This window comes from Novosphingobium sp. FG137 (assembly GCF_057809735.1).
In genome coordinates this window covers 805,083-824,786 of record NZ_JBMDKN010000002.1, presented here as the reverse complement: position 1 = coordinate 824,786, position 19,704 = coordinate 805,083, and the positions used below count along the sequence as shown (strand labels likewise).

Sequence of the window (19,704 nt, the reverse complement as noted above, 5' to 3'; positions counted from 1 at the left end):
CAACGCGCTCGCCACTGCCTCGATCACTTGCACCCAAGGTGGGCCAAGCTAGAAGCAGGGCGACCATCATACAGACCAAGTTGAACCGCCCGAGGCGACCCTGCTTGGCCAGCTTGTCTCCGCAACCACACATACCATTACCCCCGATCAGCATAGCAGCTTTTTGGCGGCGTCAAGCCCTTGTGCGGCGCTCCGCTCCACCCGAGACTTTTGTTCGGAGGTCGTCTGGCAGGCCGCAATATGCGGGATACCGACCTCGCCAGTCTCAGCCGGGGCGTGCGGGCGTCCCGCTCGGCCAGGGCCGACAACCAGAGTTGCCGAACCCTCGACGTGCCACGCGATGCCAGAGGCAACGCGCTCGCCACTGCCTCGATCACTTGCACCCAAGGTGGGCCAAGCTAGAAGGGAGTCGCTAGGAAGCAGAAGAACAATATACGAACCTGCCCGCTGGGAAAAGGTTTAGTCGCGTAGCTGTGCACGCTTTCCACACGAATCTGCTCGACCTGAAATCGACATGCCGTCGCGAGGGCCAACCTGCCATTATTCAAGCGGAAATAACCCCCATACCCCTTAAGGTTTGCTATGGTTACCCATCTGCTGCGTTTCGGTCGCATGAAGAGCAGTAGTCAATCCCGCAGTTGTCCTCATAGGCTTGCTTAACCGCGTCGGTTACGTCCGTTTGAGACAAGTCGCCATAAGCGCCTGCTTTGGTGTTTCGGGCCGCCAACTTGTAGGCCTCCACGACATCCTCTTGCCCTTCATAGAACGAGCCGGGGTGAAACTCGCACTCTTCGATAGCCCCAGCTTCAACACAGATGTTAAGGCCAAGACCGTACATGGCCTCCTGCTCTTCCATATCGCGCTTAGCTCCACCCATGACCGCTCCTTTGTCCTGCAGTGGTCGTACCGGCTCAACTGGCTGGCCGTCGACGACAGAGTAGACCTTACGCGGTTATTTTTGCCCAATGGAAGAGGATTCGTGGGCGCTCGAATCCGTAGGAAAGCCGTATGGTCCAAATCTTGTAAGTCCTGAGCCACGGCAAAACCGGCGTATTCGATTGGCTCAAAATATACCTTGCGCATATGATCCATGTGGCTCACAAGGTGCAGGTAAGTTGTGATCTAATGTGGAGCCTGCCATGAGCCGAGTTGCCTACTACCGCGTCAGCACCCGCGACCAGAGCATTGAGGCGCAGCGTGCTGCACTCGGTGGGGACTTTGCCAAGGAGTTTGCGGACGAGGGGGTAAGTGGTGCCACTCTTGCAGCCAACCGCCCCGGCTTTGCCCAGCTTCGCGCCTATGTCCGCGAAGGTGACGAGGTTTGTGTCTATGCCATTGACCGACTTGGCCGCGATGCACTCGACGTTCAGGCGACAGTGCGGGACTTGATCAATGCTGGGGTGGTCGTGAACGTCCACGGGCTTGGGCCGATTGGTCGAGGGGTGGGTGAGCTTATCGTTGCCGTCCTCGCCCAAGTCGCCAACATGGAGCGAGACCGCATTACAGAGCGATGCGAGAATGGCCGCAGGACCGCGAGGGAGGCGCTGGAGCGCACAGGCAAGACGCACCGGGGCAAGGCCAAGTTTGGTCGTGACTTTGCCGCTGATGCGGGCGCTGTGCGGAAATGGCGATATGACAACAAAGCGAGCATCGCCAAGACAGCGGCGCAGTTCAATATCTCGACCAGTACGGTCAAGCGGTACTGCATCGACCCACTGACCCTCGACTAGCTAGCGGGCTCCACCGCAACCTTGTTGGTGTAGCTGGTGAAGGCGCGGGGTATCTGTCTCATTTCTGCCCCGTTGGCAGGGATGCCCCGAGGCTGTCAAAGCGAGCGGGAGGTCCCCTGTGGTACCATGGGGGTTACAGGGATAACCGGGGGACTGCCCGGCCCGGTCGGGACAAAGCTAAGCGATTTGATACCGTCTAGAAAATGGAAGCTCCGGCTAAGGTGTATCTGTCTTAGAAAGGATATTATCCGAAGGATAGGGTACCCCTAGGGAAAGCAATGGAACCCAGAAACAGTGTAACAGTGGAATGATAACTATTCAGTAATAGGACGGTGAAACCATATGGATTGTTCGTGTATAGTGACTTGTATAATATAGACCATCATAACATAGATACCCGATCAATCATATGATGCATAACCTAGGGAAATATAAATGATCTATCATACCGCCGACACCCAAGGGTAACTAGGGGTAACCATGGGGTGTCCGTCGCTGCTCATCGCAGAGAACTAACTTTGGGCAGAGGATGCAGCTCTGTATGCAGCACGCGCCTTGTCACGCTCCTCTTCAGTCAGATTCCAACCCATTGCAGGATAGGAGTGCTTGTGTTTAAGCGTGGTGGTGCGGGTCTTGTTGGCTTGAGGATCGAAGTACAGTAGCTCGACAATCAACTCTGCGCGCATCGCGTCTAATGATTGATCGCGAAAAGGTAGTTCTACTTCAAAGCGGAGACTCTCGTTCGGCCCTAGCACTGTCTCAGTCTTGCGTATTAGAATATTACCACTCACAAAGTCTTCGAAAGGTCCGTAAAAGCTTTCGTCAACCAACTTGACGCCGATTGCGCGGACAATAAGGGCACGCAGGCTCAGGGGATACTTGCGGCGATTCCAGAACTCGATTCCGAGGCTAAGAAACTGATCACCGGACTGGACTGCACAGCCCATGCCATTCTTACTAACGAGTGCCACTGGCTCCCAGCCAATATTCTGTCGATAGCTGAAAATAAGTGCGACCACGGCTAAGACAGTCGACATCACGGTAGACGCGACGGAGGAGATTATCTCCAATGTCAGTTTGCTATCCACTGGCCAGTCCTCCTAGCAGGATGAGTGGGGTAAGCTGAGGAGCAGAGCAATAGGTTTTCGTGATCCCGTTGAGCGGGAACTGCGGGCAAATCCTTCGGGGCGCTGCACTCGAACGTCAGCTAAGCGACAATCCTTTGCCAGAAGCGGACGGTCTCTTACCCACCATTCCCTGCCGTCCGCGCATACCTGCCATGTCCGCTTTCCACGACTTTCCTGCCATTCAGCGCCTCCGCCATCCTCGCTGAAAGCTGCCGTTGGTTCATGCAAGGGCATGGGATCGGGTGGCGGCTCCTGCCGTGCTCAGCCAGCGCCCTCTCAGGGCGTTGAGCGTCGGTCTGGTGCGATGGGCCTGAGTGTCTCCGTCGCGCTCCTGACGGCCTCTCCGGGGCTGTGATGGCATTACGTCGCTGGCGGCCTGATCCAGTATCGAGGCAGGCGCTCGATTGCATCTTTCAGTGCCGAAACGGGCTGGCCGCCATATTTTTCTCCCTCGGTGCGAGGAGCATGGCCTTGGATGGCATCACGCAATTCCGCCGGGATGCCGACCGAGCGCGCTACCGTCTTGAACCGGTGCCGCCAGCCGTGGTTTGGTGACGCCACCTCCGTGATGCCTAAACTGCGTACCCACATTGCCAGCTTGCTACCCATTTGCTGTGGCTGCTTCTGCACGGTGTCCAGCCTGCGTGAAGCGGCAATGTCGTAGAAGAGTGGTATCTCAGCTCCGCCCTCTCCCAGTGCAAGCACACCCTGTTCTATCAGGTGTGAGTGGATTGGGACGAGCCGGAGCGAGCCATTCTTAATCGACCCCGCCTCCGGGGTAAGCCGGAATACCCAAGTCCCCTCTTCTTTGCGGATGTCGCAAACGCGCATCTGCATAACTTCTGTAATCCTGGCACCCGTGTAAGCGCAAATCCAAGGACCCCAGCGCCGCGCTAAAGCGTGGTGAGTGTTGATCCCGCCGCTCTGCGGACCAAGAGCAGCATTGAGGATCACCGCCGCCTCATCATCGGAAATGTCATCCCGCTTCGTCTTGGTTGCCTTTGGCCCTCTTACCTCAATCCCCGCGGCGACGTTTTCCCCCAGCTGCCCGTCCCCATGTGCAAGGCTGAGGACACGGGCCACGGCTGCCCGGTACGTCCCCTTGACCGTGCGCACCGATAGCCCAGAAGCGACTAAAGCCTTTAGCCAGTCGGAAACATCCGCTCGCGTAATCAACTTGGCGTCATCATGCCCTAGGTGCTTCACAAAGGCGCTTACCGCCGCACGCCACTTTGCGACAGTGTGGGCCGTAGCTGCGCCGCTTGCGGCATAGTCGTCAAACAATGCGGTAAGGCTCAAGACTGGGCTTGCCCCAATGCGCCCCTCGGGCGCTATCGTACCACTCGGCACCTTTGCGAGCGGCCTCGGTATGCCCAGCCGGTCATTCCCCGCCTGCATAACCTCCACAGCCCTGCGCAGCTCCGCAAGTTCAACGTCTTTCTCTCTGATAAGGTCGATAGCAGCCGCTTGCTCTGGAAGCAGTTCTTCCGTTCGCATCCGTCGCCGCCGATGCCAAAGAGTACGCAGTTCAGACCGCGCTAACCGCCGCTCCTTGCTTTCAGCATCCAACGCGGCCTGTGCCGCTTGCTCCTCCTGCGCACGATCTTTGGCTTCAAGCACGGCTGAGGCTGGCTTGGGGGCAATCCTCAGGGCATCACGGGCGTCGTCGATGAGATTGTCTGTCTGGCTCACATGAGGCCGCAGTAGACGCTTGGCCTCTTCCTTGTCCTTTGTGCGGAGGCTGAACTTCCATTCCGTCCGGGCCTTGCCCGTGGCGGTTGTGAAGCATCCGATCAGGTCGTCTGGAACGGTGCGGCGGAAATAGTATGTTGAGCCGGTCTTATCGAGGTGAGTGCACATGCGCTTCTCCGTTACGGATGTAACAGCCAGCCGTCAAAACCCTCGATTTTCAGCCAAATTGGCGGATTTCCGCCGGGGAAATGGTGCTGCTGGGGAGGATTGAACTCCCGACCTCAGCCTTACCAAGGATGCGCTCTACCACTGAGCTACAGCAGCACACCATTTCCGCATGCCTTACGCCGGGCAACGCCGGGGCGGGCAGGCGGGCGCTTTGGCGGCGGGGCTTGCGTTTGTCAAGGACAGGCTTGCAGGCTTTGCGCCCGCGCGGCAGAGACGGCCGCGATGACTGACAAGACCACCGCATCCGAAGACAAACCTGCGCCGACCCGCGAGGAGCGCCTGGCGCAGCGGCTGCGCGAAAACTTGCGCCGCCGGAAAGCGCAGGCTCGGGCCATGGGCACCACGGAGGAAGTAGCCGACGGGGGTGATGAGCCTTCGCAGGCCTAGCGCGCGCCGCTGCTCCCTCCTTCGACAAGCTCAAGATGAGGTGAAGGGACTGGGGCTTTCCATAGCGCCCCTTTCCAAAAGCGCGGGCGGGCGCTAGGTCCGCGCCCTTGTTTCATCCGCAGCTTGCGAAGGACGACGATGCCCCGCCTGATCCTGATCCGCCACGGCCAGTCGCAGTGGAACCTCGAAAACCGCTTCACCGGCTGGTGGGATGTAGACGTGACCGAGAAAGGCGCGGCCGAGGCGTTTGCTGCGGGCGAGCTGCTGAAAGCCAAGGGCATCCTGCCGACCACCGCGTTCACCTCGCTCCAGAAGCGCGCGATCAAGACGCTGCATCTGGCGCTGGAAGCGGCGGGCCGTATCTGGATTCCCGAAGACAAGGACTGGCGGCTCAACGAACGGCACTATGGCGGGCTGACCGGGCTCGACAAGGCAGAGACGGCGGCGAAGCACGGCGACGAACAGGTAAAGATCTGGCGCCGCAGCTTCGACATTCCGCCGCCGCCGCTGGAAGCGGGCAGCGAGTTCGATCTGGCGAGCGACCCGCGCTATGCCGGGATCGATGTGCCGAACACCGAGAGCCTCAAGGACACCATCGCACGCGTGCTGCCCTGCTGGGACGAGAAGATCGCCCCCGCGCTGCGTAGCGGTGAGACGGTGCTGGTTTCCGCACACGGCAATTCGCTGCGCGCGCTGGTGAAGCACCTTTCGGGCATTTCGGACGCCGATATCACCGGGCTCGAGATTCCAACCGGGCAGCCGATTGTCTATGAACTGGACGACGATCTGGGCGAGATCGAGCGCTACTACCTGTCGGAGCGCTGAGGCGCACCGTCTGCGAGGGGATGCATGGGGATGACTGACGGCGCGGCAAAGGTCGCTATCGTGATGGGCAGCCAGTCTGACTGGGAGACCATGCAGAACGGCGCGGCCGTGCTGGAAAAGCTGGGCGTGGCGCATGAGTGCCGGATCGTTTCGGCGCATCGCACGCCGGACCGGCTGGTGACCTTCGCCAAGGGCGCCGCGGCGACAGGCATCCAGGTCATCATCGCAGGCGCAGGCGGCGCAGCGCACTTGCCGGGGATGATCGCTTCGATGACGTATCTGCCGGTGCTGGGCGTGCCGGTGCAGTCCAAGGCGCTCAAGGGGCTCGATAGCCTGCTCTCCATCGTGCAGATGCCGGGCGGCATTCCCGTCGGCACGCTGGCCATTGGCGCGGCGGGAGCCACCAATGCGGCGCTGCTGGCGGCTTCGATCCTCGCGCTCTCCGATCCGGCGCTGAGCGAGCGGCTGGTGGCGTGGCGCGCGGCGCAGACCGATTCGGTCGCCGAGTTTCCGGTGTGACGGCATGATCGCTCCTGGCGAGACCATCGGCATTCTGGGCGGCGGGCAGCTTGGCCGGATGATCGCGCTTGCCGCTGCGAACCTTGGCTATCGCTGCCATGTCTATGCGCCCGAGGCGGATTCGATCGCGGCGGATGTCTGCGCGGGGTTCACTTGTGCGGGCTGGTATGATGCCGATGCGCTGGCCGCATTCGGCAAGGCCTGCGCGGTGGTGACCTACGAGTTCGAGAACGTGCCGGTCGCGCCGCTCGCCGCGCTGGGCGATGCGGCGTTGCATCCGGGCACGCGTTCGCTGGAAGTGGCGCAGGACCGCGCGGCGGAAAAGAGCTTCGTCGAAGCGCTGGGCGGACGGCCCGCGCCCTGGGCCACGGTCGACAGCGCCGCCGATCTGGCGGCAGCGATTGCGAAGATCGGCACCCCGGGAATCCTCAAGACCCGGCGCGACGGCTATGACGGCAAGGGCCAGTGGCGGATCATGACGCCGGAGGATGCCGCCGGGCTGGACCTGCCGCAGGTTCCGCTCGTCTATGAAGGCTTCGTGCAGTTTGATGCCGAGTTTTCGGTGATCCTCGTGCGCGGGGCGGATGGTGACGTGCGCTTCTGGGATTCGGCGCAGAATGCGCACAAGGCTGGCATCCTGAGCCAGTCGGTGGTGCCGGCAGGCGATGCGGTGCGTGCGCTAGTGGATGCTGCAAGGGCGCTGGCGAAGCAGGTGGCGGATGCGCTCGGCCATGTCGGCGTGCTGACGCTGGAGTTCTTCGCCACGGCAGACGGCCCGGTGTTCAACGAAATGGCGCCGCGCGTGCACAATTCCGGGCACTGGACGATCGAGGGCGCGCTCACCTCGCAATTCGAGAACCACGTTCGCGCGATTTGCGGACTGCCGCTGGGTTCGACCGAGCTTTGCGCGGCGGGCGTGGTGATGGACAACCTGATCGGTGACGAGGCGCACGACTGGCCTGCGATCCTGTCCGATCCGGCCAACCACTTGCATCTTTATGGCAAGGCGGCGGTGCGGCCCGGGCGCAAGATGGGCCATGTGACGCGGCTGGTGCTCTGAATGGCACAGACCGTCATGCTGATTGTTGCGCGCGCCGATGATGGTACGATTGGCGACAAGGGTGCCCTTCCGTGGCGCTTGCCCGCAGACCTCAAGCGCTTCAAGGCGCTGACCATGGGGAAGCCGATGATCATGGGGCGCAAGACATTTGCCTCGCTGCCGGGGCTGCTGCCGGGGCGGCGGCATATCGTGCTGACGCGTGATGCCGGCTGGTCGGCCCCCGGTGCGGAGGTCGTGCACGATGTTGCGGGCGCGCTGGCGCTGGCCGGGGACGGCGAGGTGGCGGTGATCGGCGGCGCGGATGTGTTTGCGCAGTTCGAGGGGCTGGCGCACCGGTTCGAGCTGACCGAAGTGCAGGGCGACTATGCCGGAGATACGCGGATGCCCTATCCGGCGGCGCCCTGGCGGGAAACCGCACGAGCAAGCTTTGCAGCCGAGGGCAGCTATCCGGCGCATGATTTCGTGACCTTTGTCCGGGGCGCGGCCTGATGCGCGTCCATGCCAGCGAGCCCATGCCCGAAGCCTTGCGCGGCGGCGTCATCGCGCTAGGCAATTTCGATGGGTTTCATCTCGGCCACCAAGCCGTGGCGGGCGAAGCGGTGCGCTGGGCACGCGAGCAAGGTCGGCCCGCGATCATCGCCACCTTCGATCCGCATCCGGTGCGCCACTTCAAGCCCGATGCGCCGCCGTTCCGCCTGACCACGCTGGATCAGCGCGAGGCGCTGTTTACCGAGGCCGGGGCGGATGCGATGCTGGTGTTCGGATTCGACGGCGCGATGGCGGCGATGCCGGCGGAGGCCTTCGTGCGCGATCTGCTGTCAGACCGGCTCGGCGCGGCGGCGGTGGTGACGGGCGAGGACTTCACCTTCGGCCGGGCGCGGGGCGGGAATGTCGGCGTCCTGCGCGATGTCGGCGCTGCGGTGGGGCTGGAAACGCGCGCGGTTGGCCCGGTGCTGCTGGACGGCGAGGTCGTTTCCTCCAGCCGCATCCGCGAGGCGCTGGTGGCGGGCGATCCGCAGGAGGCCGCGCGGCTGCTGACGCGGCCTTTCGCGATCCGCGGCCCGGTGCAGCATGGCGACAAGGTGGGGCGGACGATCAACTTCCCGACGGCCAACCTTGATATCGGCAGCTATCTGCGGCCGCGCTACGGTATCTATGCGGTGACGGGGCATCTTCCTGACGGCCGCGTGCTCAAGGGCGCGGCGAATATCGGCATCCGTCCTACGTTCGATCCGCCCAAGGAATTGCTCGAGCCGCATTTCTTCGACTTCAGCGGCGATCTCTACGGGCAGGAGATCGAAGTGGCATTCCACCACTTCCTGCGCGGTGAGGCGAAATTCGATAGCCTTGATGCGCTCGTTGCGCAGATGGGGCGCGATTGCGATGAAGCGCGGCGGCTGCTCGATCAGGCCGACGGGTAGGCAATCATCACGCTGAGCACGTAGCCGCCCCAGAAGGCGGTGGGGACAAGCAGCCACGGTGCGCGCGCATCGCCCCGGCGCAGCACGAACATCACTGCTACGGCCGCGATCAGGGTGGCGACAGTGCCCCAGAACGCCGCATCATTGCGCTGCAATCCGCCGGTGTAGAACGGATAGGCGATGCACAGCGCAGCAAGCATGTACGGCGTCCACGAACGCCAGCCGCTATCGCCGCTGCCGCGCACATAGGACCAGCGCGCCGCGCCCATCAGGCCAAGCAAAACGGTCCAGATCAGGCCGACCACGGCACCCGGCGGGATCATTGGCATCTGACGGCCGCTCGGCCGCGCCCAGCCGATGGCGAAGAGAAAGCCGTTGATCGCAATGGTGGCGGCGATGAGCAGGCCGACATTGGCGGCGAGCGCCCATCGCCCCTCGGCACGGAGGAGCGGACTGCGGTGCGCGTGGTGCTGGGAGGCCATGCAGGGCAGTCTAGCGCAAGGCGCGATGATGCGCCATCCGCAGCGCCGCGAGGAAGCGTTTGACTTGGTGCCAAGGCTGCGCGAGCAATGCTTTTCAAATCCAACGCAGTCTTGGGGGCGCGTTTTTCAGTGATCTGGCTTCGTGGTCTGGCGTTTTTGGGCGCTCTCGGCTTTCTGGCACTCACGTTTGTCAATGCGAGTTGGCTGGCGGACAATCCGAGGGGGCACCTGAGATTGATCGCAAATGGCGGTATTTCGCAGCAATACACACCGTCCGGGCGTACAAGCTCATGCCCGGCGCAGGCGATCCTCCCGCCACTGCATGATTACATCGCCGATACCGCGCGATCGGTGCAGATGGCGCGGCGCATGGGGGCGGACCTCGTGACGCTTGATGTGGTGCGTACCGCCGACGATGCGCTGGTGCTCTATCCCGATGCCGCGCTCGATTGCCGCAGCAACGGGAAGGGGTCGTTTTCGGCCCAGTCGCTTGCCGCGATTCAGGCGCTCGATCCGGGCTATGGCTACACCGCGGACGGAGGCAAGACCTTCCCCCTGCGCGGCAACGCGCGCAACACGATCCCGACACTGGACGAGGTGATCGAGGCCGATCCCAGAGGCCGCTATTTCTTCCGCCTCGTGGCCGATGATGCGCAGGGCGCGAGGGTGCTGGTGGCGAAGCTCAAGGCGATGGGGCGCGATCCGGTGGCCACGGAGGACGGCTTCAGCGCAGGGCCAGCCGCGCTTGCGGTGATCCGCGCGGCCTGGCCGAAGAGCTGGGCGTTCGATCCGGCGCAGGCGGCGGCCTGCACATCGGCCTACCGCATGAGCGGCTGGACCGGCCTGTTGCCTGCCAGCTGCAAGGGCACCACGATGATCGCGCCGCTCGATGCGACGTTCACGCTGTGGGGCTGGCCCAATCTGACCGTGAACCGCATCACGGCGACCGGCGGGCAGGTCCTCGCGGTGCGCAGCAGCACCGGCGCGGGGCTGCTCCATGCGCGCGATCTGCCGTCTGTGCCGATCACCTTTCGGGGCCATGTCATGGTCGATGATTACTGGACGGTGGGGCCAGCGCTGCGCCCCGCGCTCGACAAGCGCACCAATGCCGAGGCGCTGGCGGCGCAGGAGCGCGATGATGCTTCGACCGACTGACGCGCGAGTGTTTGCAGGAATCCCGGCGCTTCGCTAAGGCCCGCCGATCATGACCGAAGCTCCAGACTACCGTTCGACCGTCTTCCTGCCGAAGACCGATTTCCCGATGAAGGCCGGCCTCCCCCAGAAGGAGCCGGGCATTCTTTCGCGCTGGCAGGATGAGGGGCTCTACCAGCAGCTGCGCGAGGCGCGTGCGGGCGCGGAGAAGTTCATTCTTCATGACGGCCCGCCTTATGCCAATGGCGACATGCATATCGGCCATGCGCTCAACCATATCCTCAAGGACATGGTCTGCCGCACGCAGAGCCTGCTCGGCAAGGACGCGCCCTATGTGCCCGGCTGGGATTGCCACGGCCTGCCCATCGAGTGGAAGGTCGAGGAAGAGTACCGCAAGAAGAAGAAGAACAAGGACGAAGTTCCGCCGGTCGAATTCCGCGCCGAATGCCGCGCCTATGCCCAGAAGTGGGTGGACGTGCAGCGCGAGCAGCTCAAGCGGCTCGGCATCCAGGGCGATTGGGACCACCCGTACCTGACGATGGACCCGGAAGCGGAAGGCACCATCGTCGGCGAACTGCTCAAGTTTGCCGAGAGCGGGCAGCTCTATCGCGGCGCGAAGCCGGTGATGTGGTCGCCGGTTGAGAAGACCGCGCTGGCCGAGGCGGAGATCGAGTACGAGGATATCGTCTCGACCCAGATCGACGTGGCGTTCGAGATTGTGGAGTCGCCCAACGAACCATCTTTGGCCGGCGCATTCGTGGTGATCTGGACGACCACGCCGTGGACGATCCCGGTTAACCAGGCAATCGCCTATGGGCCAGAGGTTGACTACGTAGTCTCTGAAGTTGGTGGCCGCCGTTTTGTCTATGCGCTCGATCTTGAGTCGGCATTCCTCGGGCGCTTGGGCGTTAGCTCTGTCGATCGCGGGTATGGGCCTCTTAAGGCTGGTGCCTTGGCAGACGCCATCGTCCGCCACCCGATGCACGCGCTCGGTGGGTTTTTCGCCAAGCCGCGCCCCATGCTCCCCGGCGATTTCGTCACGACTGACAGCGGCACCGGCCTTGTCCATATGGCGCCGGACCATGGCGAGGACGACTTTGCGCTGTGCAAGGCACACGGGATCGAGCCGGTCTTCGCGGTCGAGGGGGATGGCAAGTACCGCGCGGACTGGGGCTGGCTCGGCGGACAAGGCTCTGTCATCAATCCCAAGTTCAATGCGCCCGATGGCCCGATCTGCGAGGCGCTGCGCGAGGCGGGCGGGCTGGTGGCGGCTTCGGCGGATTACAAGCATTCCTACCCGCATTCGTGGCGTTCGAAGGCCAAGGTGATCTATCGCTGCACGCCGCAGTGGTTTGTGCCGATGGACCGCGAAAGCACCGGCGGCACGCTGCGCGAGAAGGCGACGAAGGCCATTTCCGATACCCGCTGGGTTCCGGAAAAGGGTGAGAACCGCATTCGCGCGATGGTCGAGGGTCGGCCGGACTGGGTGCTCTCGCGCCAGCGCGCGTGGGGCGTGCCGATCACGCTGTTTGTGGATCGCAAGACCGGCCAGTACCTCAATGATCCCGCCGTCAATGCGCGGATCGTGGCGGCGGTGCGGGCCGGCGGCGTCGATGCGTGGAGCGAGGAGCGCGCGCAGGAGTATCTTGGCGCGGACTACAAGCTTGAGGACTACGAGCGCGTCACCGACATTCTGGACGTGTGGTTCGATAGCGGCAGCACGCATGCCTTCGTGCTCGAATCGGGCAAGTGGCCCGATCTGCTGCGCCCCGAAGGCTACACCGGCCCCCATGCCGATCTCTATCTCGAAGGCTCTGACCAGCATCGCGGCTGGTTCCAGTCCTCGCTGCTCGAAGCCTGCGCCACGCGCGGCCATGCGCCCTACAAGGCGGTGCTGACGCACGGCTTCACCATGGACCAGAAGGGCATGAAAATGTCCAAGTCCTTGGGCAACACGATCTCGCCCATCGACCTGATGAAGGAATATGGCGCGGATATCCTGCGGCTTTGGGCGCTTTCGGTCGATTTCACCGAGGACCACCGGATCGGGAAGGAAATCCTTGGCGGCGTGGCGGACCAGTATCGCAAGCTGCGCAACACCTTCCGCTATCTGCTGGGCGCGCTCGAAGGGTTCGATTGGGAAACCGAGGGCGTGGAAGCGGCGGATATGCCGGAGCTGGAGCGCTATATGCTGCACCGGCTGAGCGAGCTTGATGTGACGCTGCGGCAGGCCATCGCGGATTTCGATTTCAACACCTACACCCGCGTGCTGATCGATTTCTGCAACGAGGATTTGTCCGCGTTCTACTTCGATATCCGCAAGGACTGCCTCTATTGCGATGCGTCTGCGGACCCGAAGCGGCGCGCCTATCGGTCGGTGCTCGATGTGCTGTTCCACGCGCTGGTGCGCTATGCCGCGCCGGTGCTGGTGTTCACGGCGGAAGAAGTGTGGACGACGCGGTTCCCGGACCGGGGCAGCGTGCATTTGTTGACTCTGTCGAAGAGAATGCACGTAAAGCTAGACAAGAAGAAATATGAACTTTGGCATCTCGCGCGTCAGGTCCGCTCAACAGCGCTGCATGCGATCGAAGAGAAACGGCGAGACAAAGAGCTTGGATCGAGCCTTGAAGCCAGCATCTCGCTAACTGTATCTAGAGATTTTGAGGAAATTGAGATCGACTGGGCCGAATTTCTGATTACCAGCGACGTCCTAGTAAGATCGACCGAAACAAAGGCTCGATCCGAGGTCGATCTCATATTAGATGGAAAGCCAATTAAGGCATGGCTTGGGCCTGGGGCTAGTGTTGGCGTGTCGCGTACTTCCCACCACAAGTGCGGCCGCTGCTGGCGGCACCTGCCCGAAGTGACCGAGGACGGCGCGCTCTGCGCCCGGTGCGACGACGTGGTGGCGGGGCTGCCGGCATGAGGAGCCCTGCGGTCCGTCTCGCAAATGGGCGCGCTACCGGGTTTGGTCTGGCGCTGGGCGTCTTCGCGCTGGACCGGGGGATCAAGGCGTTCGTGGCGGGGCCGCTCGATCTGCAGGCGGTCGGCCTCATCAAGCTGCTGCCGTTCTTCGATCTGCGCTGGACCGAGAACTACGGCGTTTCCTACGGCATGTTCACGGCGGATTCGAGCGAGACCAAGCTCGTGCTGCTGGCGATGACCGGTCTGATTGCCTGCGGCGTCGCGGTGTGGATGCTCCGCGAGAAGGTGCTGGGCGAGATTGCCGCGCTGGCGCTGGTGCTGGGCGGGGCGCTTGGCAATATCTACGACCGGTCTACGCGCGGCTATGTGATCGACTATGCCGATCTCCACATCGGCCAGTGGCGTCCGTTCCTGATCTTCAACCTCGCGGATGCCGCGATCACCTGCGGCGTGCTGATACTGCTTGCCCGGTCGCTGCTTTCGCGCGAAAAGCCCGCCGAAGCGGCGGATGCTGACAATGATACCGCCACGGAGACTGTTTGATGCGTAAGTCCCTCACCATCCTGATGCTTGCCGGTGGCGCAACGCTGCTTGGCGCGTGCTCGCAGGGGGGCTCGCTGTTCAACCGCATCCGGCCTGACGAATTCGCGGTGAGCCGGCAGGCGCCGCTGGTGGTGCCGCCCGATTTCGCGCTGATGCCGCCTAACCCCGGCGCACCGCGCCCGCAGGATGTCGATAGCTCGAAGCAGGCGCTCGATGCCCTGTTCGGCGGCACGGCCCCGCGCAGCGCGGTGGAAACCGATGCGCTGGGCAAGGCGGGGGCTTCGGCCGTGGGCATCCGTAACGTGGTCGGCGATCCCAAGACCAAGACCGTGGCCAAGGGCGCCGCGGTGCGCGATATCCTGGCCGCGCCGGAAGGCGACGGGCGCGAGGCGCGGGCGCAGATTCCGGGCTGATTTCCCGTACTTCGTCATTGCTAGCGTAGCGAAGCAATCCAGGGCGTCAGTGCATGGTGCTCTGGATTGCTTCGCTACGCTCGCAATGACGAAGGGTTGGTCACGAGTTCCCGGCCTCAGCCGTCCAGCACCGGCGCGGTGTGGGCGGGCTTGACCTTGCTGGCCAGCAGCTTGTCGATCTTGCGGCCGTCCATATCGACCACTTCGAAACGCCACCCCTGATCGTGGAAATGCTCGCCTTCGCTCGGCAGGCGCTTGAGCACCGAGAGCGCGAAGCCGGCGGCGGTGGCGAAATCCCGGTCTTCGGGGAGTTCGATGGAGAGCCGGTCCGCCAGCGCATCGGCGGGGAGCGCGCCCGATAGCAGCAACGAGCCATCCTCGCGCTCCACGATCATCGGCCCGTCGCCTTCGTCGCCATGCCCGACGAAATTGCCGACGATCGCATCGAGCAGGTCCGCCGGAGTGATGATCCCTTCGAGATGGCCGTACTCGTCGTGGACGAGCGCGATGGCGATTTCGGCGTGCTGGATCACCCGCAGAGCGTCCATCGTATCGAGCTGGTCGGGCACGATGGCAGGCTTCTTCATCAGCCGCGCGAGCATGACCTTGCGGCCGCGCAGGAGCACAGAGAGCACATCGCGCACCTTGACCACGCCGACCACGTTATCGACCGAGCCATCGGCGACGAGGAGCAGCGAATGCGGGCTATCGGCGATGGCGGCGCGCAATTCGGTTTCCGGCGCACGGCGCTCGATCCAGTGCAACTCGGTGCGCGGGGTCATCACTTCGCGAACGGGGCGATCGGCGAGGCGCATGATGCCGGTCATCAGCGCGCGCTCGTCTTCCTCGATCACGCCGGAGCGGGTCGCTTCGGCGAAGATCATGTGGAGTTCCTCGGCCGTCACGTCCTGCTCGGCGGTGCGGTTCACGCCGAAGAGGCGCAGCAGCAGCGAGGAGGAACTGTCGAGCGTCCACACGAAGGGGGCCGTGGCGCGGGCCATCAACCGCATCGGCGCGGCGGCGACGATGGCGATCGGCTCGGCCGCGCGCAGGGCGAGCTGCTTGGGCACCAGTTCGCCGACGACGAGGCTGAGGTAGGTGGTGATCGCAATGACCAGCACGAAGCCGACGATGGGGGCCCATTCACCGGGCAGGCCGAGCGCAGCGAGGCGTTCGCCGGTCGGTCCGCCAAGGCTTGCGCCGGAGTAGGCACCCGCGATGATGCCGATCAAGGTGATGCCGATCTGGGCGGTGGAGAGCAGCTTGCCGGGATCTGCCGCGAGTTCGAGCGCCAGTTTTGCGCCCTTGCTGCCGCCCTCTGCCGCGACCTTCAGCCGGGCGGGGCGTGCCGAGACGATCGCCAGTTCCGTCATGGAAAACAGGGCGTTGAGAAGGACCAGCCCGAGGATGATGAAGGCGTCTGGCCAAGGATAAGGGGTCACGCGGGAAGCGCTAGCAGATTTGCGCCGCCGCATGAAGGGCTGCTATTCGGCTAGCGTTCAGGATGATAGGGCGAATAAGCACGCTGGAACCGCAAGAGGCGGCAGTCGTTCAATTACAGGGACACTCTCGGGAGAGTCCGTTCACAGGGGAAGTACCATGAAAATCCGGCGCGTTCTTGTATCCAGCCTTTGCGCTGTTTCGCTCGTCAGCCTCTCGGCCTGCGTGACCGATCCCAACACCGGCCAGCAGAAGGTTTCTCGCACTGCGATCGGTGCAGGCGGCGGCGCGCTGGCGGGTCTGCTGCTGGGCGGCCTCATTGGCGGCGGCACCGGCCGCATCATCGGCGCGGGCATCGGCGGCGTGGCGGGCGCGGCGGTGGGCTACACCTATGACAAGCAGATCAAGCAGCTGCGCGAGCAGACCGCCGGCACCGGCGTGGACGTCAGCCCGGTCGATGGCGGCAAGGCGATCCTCGTCAATCTGCCCAACGGCGTGACGTTCGATACCGACAGCACGGTGATCAAGCCCGGCTTCCGCGACACGCTCGACAAGGTGGCGCAGAGCCTGGTGCAGTATCCGGATTCGCTGATCGACGTGACCGGTCACACCGATTCGACCGGTTCGGATGCCTACAACCAGCGCCTTTCGGAAAACCGCGCCAGAGCGGTGGCGGACTATCTCACCTCGCGCGGGGTTTCGGCGCCGCGCATCCGCAGCCAGGGCCTTGGCGAGAGCCAGCCAATTGCCTCAAACGCCACCGAGGAAGGCCGTTCGGCCAACCGCCGCGTGGAAATCAAGATCGTGCCGGTGACGCAGGATGATGTCGCCCGCGCGCGCCAGGGGCAGTAACTGGTGAAATAGCCTAGTCCAGCCGGGTTGACGTCGTGTCGGCCCGGCTGGCATCGCTCCTTGCGAAAAGGAGCGCTGCCATGACCTTTACCCGCCGCACGATTGCCGGTCGCGAGACCAACCCCATCGGCCTTGGCTGCATGTCGCTGAGCTGGGCCTATGGCACTCCGCCGAGCGACGAGGACGGCAAGAGCCTCCTCACCCGCGCGCTTGATCTGGGTTACGATCACCTCGATACCGCGCGGATCTATGGCGACGGCCACAACGAGACGCTGATCGGCGAGGCCCTGTCCGGCCATCGCAACCGCTTCTTCCTCGCCAGCAAGACCGGGATCATCGTCGACGGCAAGGCGCGGCGGATCGATTGCAAGCCCGAGACGATCCGGGGTGCGCTCGAGACTTCGCTGCGGCTGCTCAAGACCGATCACATCGATCTCTACTACCTCCATCGCCGCGATTTCACCGTGCCGATCGAGGAATCGGTCGGCGCGCTGGGCGATCTGGTGCGCGAGGGCAAGATCGGCGGGATCGGCCTTTCGGAAATGTCGTCCGAAACCGTGCGCCGCGCCCATGCCGAGCATCCTATTGCCGCGCTGCAGACCGAATACTCGCCGATGACGCGCAATCCCGAAATCGCGGTGCTGGAGACCTGCCGCGAGCTGGGCATCACCTTCGTGGCGTTCTCGCCTGTCTGCCGCGGGCTGCTTGTGGATGAGCGGCCCGATCCCGCCGCGATGCCCAAGGGTGATATCCGGCCGAACATGCCGCGCTTTCAGGGCGAGAACTGGGCGCACAACCTCACGCTTGCGGAAGCTTTCGCCGCGCTGGCAGCGCGCGAAGGCGTAACGGCGGCACAGCTGGCGCTGGGCTGGGTGCTGGCGCGGGGGCCGCATGTCGTGGCGATTCCGGGCACTTCGCGGCAGGATCACCTCGCCGAGAACATCGCGCGGTGGGACTGGGAGCCTTCGGCGGCGCTGGTTGCCGAGGTCGACGCGCTGATCAATCACCAGACCGTGGCCGGCCACCGCTATGGTCCGGTGATGCAGGCGACGATCGATACGGAAGAGTTCGAGGCGGCTTGAACACAGCCCCTGGGACCGCGAGGGCGATGGCCCTCGCGGTTTCCCTGGTTCTTCAATCTTCCAATTGCCGCAGCAAGGTCCGCACATCGCCGTCCATATCGGCGTCGCGTGTGCGCAGTTCCTCGATCAGGCGCACCGCGTGGATCACGGTCGAGTGATCGCGCCCGCCGAACTTGCGGCCGATTTCCGGATATGAGCGCGGCGTCAGCACCTTGGCGAGGTACATCGCGACCTGCCGCGGGCGCACGACTGCGCGGGCACGGCGCTTGCTGGCCATTTCGGTGCGGTCGACGCGGTAGAACTGGCAGACCATCCGCTGGATCTCATCGATCGTGATGCGGCGGCGGTTGGCCGAGAGGATATCGGTGAGCTGTTCCTCGGCGAGCTGGAGCGAGACCGGCTGACCGGTAAGCTGCGCATAGGCGATCAGCTTGTTGAGCCCGCCTACGAGTTCGCGCACGTTGCGATTGATCGTGCGGGCGAGGAACTCGATCACGTCTGCCGGCACCTGCGTGCTGGTAAAGCGCGCGAGGCGGTGTTCGAGGATCTTGCGGCGCAGGTCGATGTCGGCCGGCTGGATATCCGCGACGAGGCCCATCGAGAGGCGCGAGAGCAAGCGTTGCTCGACCCCGTCCAAGGCTTGCGGCGCACGATCGGCAGCGACGACGAGGCGCTTGCCTGCGCTCATCAGTGCATCGATCGTGTGGAGGAATTCCTCCTGCGTGGAGGCCTTGCCGATGATGAACTGGATGTCGTCGACCAGCAGCAGGTCGAACCCGCGCAGGCGGGCCTTGAATTCCAGCATCTCGTTCGAGCGCATGGCCTGCACGAACTCGATCATGAAGCGCTCGGCCGAGCAGTAGAAGATGCGCGCGCCCGGGCGGGCGGCGGCATAGGCGTGGCCGATGGCGTGGAGCAGGTGTGTCTTGCCCTGTCCCGTCGCGCCCTTGAGGTAGAGCGGCGAGAACTGCGGCGTTTCCAGCGCGGCCATACGCTGTGCGGCGTTGACTGCCAGGACGTTGGCCGAGCCCGAAACGAATTCGGCGAAGGTCAGCGAGGGATCCAGCCCCGTCACGGCGGCATCGGCGCTGAGCGGCATCGCCGGCTGGCGCTGCACCGGCGTGATCGGCCCGGTATCGTTGGCGGGCATGCCACCCATGCGCAGTTCCGGCATCGCACGGCGGCGCGGGTGAACGGTGATGCGCACTTGGCGCACTTCCGAACGCGCGATCTTCCATGCCAGCGAAAGCCGGTCGGCAAAGCGGTCGGCCACCCAGTTCGCGGAAAACTCGGTCGGCAGGAACAGGTCGAGCGTCCCGGTTTCCTTGCAGAACGTGCCGACCTGAATCGGCTTGATCCACTGGCTGTGAAGTTGCGGGCCGAGGTCCTTCTTCAGGCCCTGGCTGATATCGGCCCAATCTGCCGCAAGATCGAGCGCTTCCTGGTCCTCGATCATCGCGTTGTCCCGTCCTTTTCTGCTTGGTGCGGCGTCAGCCGCTTGGGCTGCGGTGCCCCGTCCACCGCCGCCTGCAAATTCATCCATTTTCACGCGCCGCTACCCTCACCCAGATCGCCTGCTTCAGCACCCCCTGCCGCAGGCATAGTCCTACCCCGTACCGGGAAAGCACCCCTGCTCCCGGTCATGAAACTTGCGAATGTCGTGACCCCGAATTGGCTACCAAACCTGCTGAGGCAGAGTCCGCGTCGCATCGGGAAGAACTGTCTATTGGCCTTGGGGAGGGATTCGCAAGCGCCGAGCCGCAAAAAAACTGAAATAAAGAATCTTGACTTGGCAAACATGGCGGAAATCAATCAAATAATTGATT

General features: G+C 63.6%; 19 protein-coding genes and 1 tRNA gene. 13 read left to right on the top strand and 7 right to left on the bottom strand.

What is annotated here, in order from left to right; genetic code table 11:
* Positions 1 to 586 precede the first annotated feature (586 nt).
* Positions 587 to 877, bottom strand: a complete 291-nt coding sequence (locus ACODS2_RS09625) for a hypothetical protein (RefSeq protein ID WP_488998595.1) — start codon at positions 875 to 877, stop codon at positions 587 to 589.
* Between the two features lie 262 nt (positions 878 to 1,139).
* On the opposite strand from ACODS2_RS09625, the gene ACODS2_RS09620 reads away from it, so the two are divergent.
* Positions 1,140 to 1,730, top strand: a complete 591-nt coding sequence (locus ACODS2_RS09620; RefSeq protein WP_488998594.1) for a recombinase family protein — start codon at positions 1,140 to 1,142, stop codon at positions 1,728 to 1,730.
* 512 nt (positions 1,731 to 2,242) lie between these two features.
* Here ACODS2_RS09620 and ACODS2_RS09615 read toward each other — a convergent pair.
* The 3 genes from ACODS2_RS09615 to ACODS2_RS09605 form a co-directional block, all read right to left on the bottom strand.
* Positions 2,243 to 2,818, bottom strand: coding sequence for a hypothetical protein (locus tag ACODS2_RS09615; protein WP_488998593.1), 576 nt, complete (start codon positions 2,816 to 2,818; stop codon positions 2,243 to 2,245).
* Between the two features lie 399 nt (positions 2,819 to 3,217).
* On the bottom strand, positions 3,218 to 4,717 hold the full coding sequence (locus ACODS2_RS09610) for a DUF6538 domain-containing protein (RefSeq protein WP_488998592.1): 1,500 nt from the start codon (positions 4,715 to 4,717) through the stop codon (positions 3,218 to 3,220).
* Between the two features lie 81 nt (positions 4,718 to 4,798).
* Positions 4,799 to 4,873, bottom strand: a tRNA-Thr gene (locus ACODS2_RS09605).
* Positions 4,874 to 4,999: 126 nt separating this feature from the next.
* Here ACODS2_RS09605 and ACODS2_RS09600 point away from each other — a divergent pair.
* From ACODS2_RS09600 to ACODS2_RS09575, 6 genes are all read left to right on the top strand, one after another.
* Positions 5,000 to 5,164: a hypothetical protein gene (locus ACODS2_RS09600; RefSeq protein WP_488998591.1), complete on the top strand. Its 165-nt coding sequence runs from the start codon at positions 5,000 to 5,002 to the stop codon at positions 5,162 to 5,164.
* Positions 5,165 to 5,302: 138 nt separating this feature from the next.
* A complete protein-coding gene (gpmA, locus tag ACODS2_RS09595; RefSeq protein WP_298170926.1) occupies positions 5,303 to 5,989 on the top strand; it encodes a 2,3-diphosphoglycerate-dependent phosphoglycerate mutase in 687 nt (228 codons plus the stop codon).
* Positions 5,990 to 6,019: 30 nt separating this feature from the next.
* On the top strand, positions 6,020 to 6,508 hold the full coding sequence (gene purE / locus ACODS2_RS09590) for a 5-(carboxyamino)imidazole ribonucleotide mutase (protein WP_488998590.1): 489 nt from the start codon (positions 6,020 to 6,022) through the stop codon (positions 6,506 to 6,508).
* Between the two features lie 4 nt (positions 6,509 to 6,512).
* Positions 6,513 to 7,568 (top strand): 5-(carboxyamino)imidazole ribonucleotide synthase, encoded by a 1,056-nt coding sequence (locus ACODS2_RS09585; protein WP_488998589.1) that lies wholly within the window; start codon positions 6,513 to 6,515, stop codon positions 7,566 to 7,568.
* Positions 7,569 to 8,057: a dihydrofolate reductase gene (locus ACODS2_RS09580; protein ID WP_488998588.1), complete on the top strand. Its 489-nt coding sequence runs from the start codon at positions 7,569 to 7,571 to the stop codon at positions 8,055 to 8,057.
* Positions 8,057 to 8,989, top strand: a complete 933-nt coding sequence (locus ACODS2_RS09575; protein ID WP_488998587.1) for a bifunctional riboflavin kinase/FAD synthetase — start codon at positions 8,057 to 8,059, stop codon at positions 8,987 to 8,989. Before ACODS2_RS09580 ends, ACODS2_RS09575 begins: the two co-directional genes overlap by 1 nt.
* On the opposite strand, the gene ACODS2_RS09570 is transcribed toward ACODS2_RS09575, so the two are convergent.
* The gene (locus tag ACODS2_RS09570; RefSeq protein ID WP_488998586.1) at positions 8,974 to 9,471 is read right to left on the bottom strand and encodes a tryptophan-rich sensory protein; all 498 of its coding nucleotides are present in this window, start codon (positions 9,469 to 9,471) and stop codon (positions 8,974 to 8,976) included. The genes ACODS2_RS09575 and ACODS2_RS09570 overlap by 16 nt on opposite strands.
* Positions 9,472 to 9,705: 234 nt before the next feature.
* Here ACODS2_RS09570 and ACODS2_RS09565 point away from each other — a divergent pair, with 234 nt between their 5' ends.
* The 4 genes from ACODS2_RS09565 to ACODS2_RS09550 are packed head-to-tail and all read left to right on the top strand — an operon-like array spanning position 9,706 to position 14,504.
* The gene (locus ACODS2_RS09565; protein WP_488998585.1) at positions 9,706 to 10,626 is read left to right on the top strand and encodes a glycerophosphodiester phosphodiesterase family protein; all 921 of its coding nucleotides are present in this window, start codon (positions 9,706 to 9,708) and stop codon (positions 10,624 to 10,626) included.
* 49 nt (positions 10,627 to 10,675) lie between these two features.
* The gene (gene ileS, locus ACODS2_RS09560) at positions 10,676 to 13,549 is read left to right on the top strand and encodes an isoleucine--tRNA ligase (protein WP_488998584.1); all 2,874 of its coding nucleotides are present in this window, start codon (positions 10,676 to 10,678) and stop codon (positions 13,547 to 13,549) included.
* Positions 13,546 to 14,091 (top strand): signal peptidase II, encoded by a 546-nt coding sequence (lspA, locus tag ACODS2_RS09555; RefSeq protein WP_488998583.1) that lies wholly within the window; start codon positions 13,546 to 13,548, stop codon positions 14,089 to 14,091. The genes ileS and lspA overlap by 4 nt, the downstream gene beginning before the upstream one ends.
* The gene (locus ACODS2_RS09550) at positions 14,091 to 14,504 is read left to right on the top strand and encodes a DUF3035 domain-containing protein (RefSeq protein ID WP_298170900.1); all 414 of its coding nucleotides are present in this window, start codon (positions 14,091 to 14,093) and stop codon (positions 14,502 to 14,504) included. The genes lspA and ACODS2_RS09550 overlap by 1 nt, the downstream gene beginning before the upstream one ends.
* Positions 14,505 to 14,620: 116 nt before the next feature.
* Here the strand turns inward: ACODS2_RS09550 and ACODS2_RS09545 are convergent, their stop codons facing one another.
* Positions 14,621 to 15,946 (bottom strand): hemolysin family protein, encoded by a 1,326-nt coding sequence (locus tag ACODS2_RS09545; RefSeq protein ID WP_298170898.1) that lies wholly within the window; start codon positions 15,944 to 15,946, stop codon positions 14,621 to 14,623.
* A gap of 157 nt (positions 15,947 to 16,103) precedes the next feature.
* On the opposite strand from ACODS2_RS09545, the gene ACODS2_RS09540 reads away from it, so the two are divergent.
* Together ACODS2_RS09540 and ACODS2_RS09535 are read left to right on the top strand one after the other, a co-directional pair.
* Positions 16,104 to 16,796 (top strand): YiaD family glycine zipper/OmpA-like lipoprotein, encoded by a 693-nt coding sequence (locus ACODS2_RS09540; protein ID WP_421836608.1) that lies wholly within the window; start codon positions 16,104 to 16,106, stop codon positions 16,794 to 16,796.
* 80 nt (positions 16,797 to 16,876) lie between these two features.
* The gene (locus ACODS2_RS09535; RefSeq protein ID WP_488998582.1) at positions 16,877 to 17,878 is read left to right on the top strand and encodes an aldo/keto reductase; all 1,002 of its coding nucleotides are present in this window, start codon (positions 16,877 to 16,879) and stop codon (positions 17,876 to 17,878) included.
* Positions 17,879 to 17,930: 52 nt separating this feature from the next.
* Here the strand turns inward: ACODS2_RS09535 and dnaA are convergent, their stop codons facing one another.
* The gene (gene dnaA / locus ACODS2_RS09530; RefSeq protein ID WP_298170889.1) at positions 17,931 to 19,334 is read right to left on the bottom strand and encodes a chromosomal replication initiator protein DnaA; all 1,404 of its coding nucleotides are present in this window, start codon (positions 19,332 to 19,334) and stop codon (positions 17,931 to 17,933) included.
* Between the last annotated feature and the right edge of the window lie 370 nt (positions 19,335 to 19,704).

Bases quoted from the DNA above. Each gene is read 5' to 3' on its own strand.
- ACODS2_RS09625 (WP_488998595.1), bottom strand. From the start codon at position 877: ATGGGTGGAGCTAAGCGCGATATGGAAGAGCAGGAGGCCATGTACGGT.
- ACODS2_RS09620 (WP_488998594.1), top strand. From the start codon at position 1,140: ATGAGCCGAGTTGCCTACTACCGCGTCAGCACCCGCGACCAGAGCATT.
- ACODS2_RS09610 (WP_488998592.1), bottom strand. From the start codon at position 4,717: ATGTGCACTCACCTCGATAAGACCGGCTCAACATACTATTTCCGCCGC.
- ACODS2_RS09600 (WP_488998591.1), top strand. From the start codon at position 5,000: ATGACTGACAAGACCACCGCATCCGAAGACAAACCTGCGCCGACCCGC.
- gpmA (WP_298170926.1), top strand. From the start codon at position 5,303: ATGCCCCGCCTGATCCTGATCCGCCACGGCCAGTCGCAGTGGAACCTC.
- purE (WP_488998590.1), top strand. From the start codon at position 6,020: ATGACTGACGGCGCGGCAAAGGTCGCTATCGTGATGGGCAGCCAGTCT.
- ACODS2_RS09585 (WP_488998589.1), top strand. From the start codon at position 6,513: ATGATCGCTCCTGGCGAGACCATCGGCATTCTGGGCGGCGGGCAGCTT.
- ACODS2_RS09580 (WP_488998588.1), top strand. From the start codon at position 7,569: ATGGCACAGACCGTCATGCTGATTGTTGCGCGCGCCGATGATGGTACG.
- ACODS2_RS09575 (WP_488998587.1), top strand. From the start codon at position 8,057: ATGCGCGTCCATGCCAGCGAGCCCATGCCCGAAGCCTTGCGCGGCGGC.
- ACODS2_RS09570 (WP_488998586.1), bottom strand. From the start codon at position 9,471: ATGGCCTCCCAGCACCACGCGCACCGCAGTCCGCTCCTCCGTGCCGAG.
- ileS (WP_488998584.1), top strand. From the start codon at position 10,676: ATGACCGAAGCTCCAGACTACCGTTCGACCGTCTTCCTGCCGAAGACC.
- lspA (WP_488998583.1), top strand. From the start codon at position 13,546: ATGAGGAGCCCTGCGGTCCGTCTCGCAAATGGGCGCGCTACCGGGTTT.
- ACODS2_RS09550 (WP_298170900.1), top strand. From the start codon at position 14,091: ATGCGTAAGTCCCTCACCATCCTGATGCTTGCCGGTGGCGCAACGCTG.
- ACODS2_RS09540 (WP_421836608.1), top strand. From the start codon at position 16,104: ATGAAAATCCGGCGCGTTCTTGTATCCAGCCTTTGCGCTGTTTCGCTC.
- ACODS2_RS09535 (WP_488998582.1), top strand. From the start codon at position 16,877: ATGACCTTTACCCGCCGCACGATTGCCGGTCGCGAGACCAACCCCATC.
- dnaA (WP_298170889.1), bottom strand. From the start codon at position 19,334: ATGATCGAGGACCAGGAAGCGCTCGATCTTGCGGCAGATTGGGCCGAT.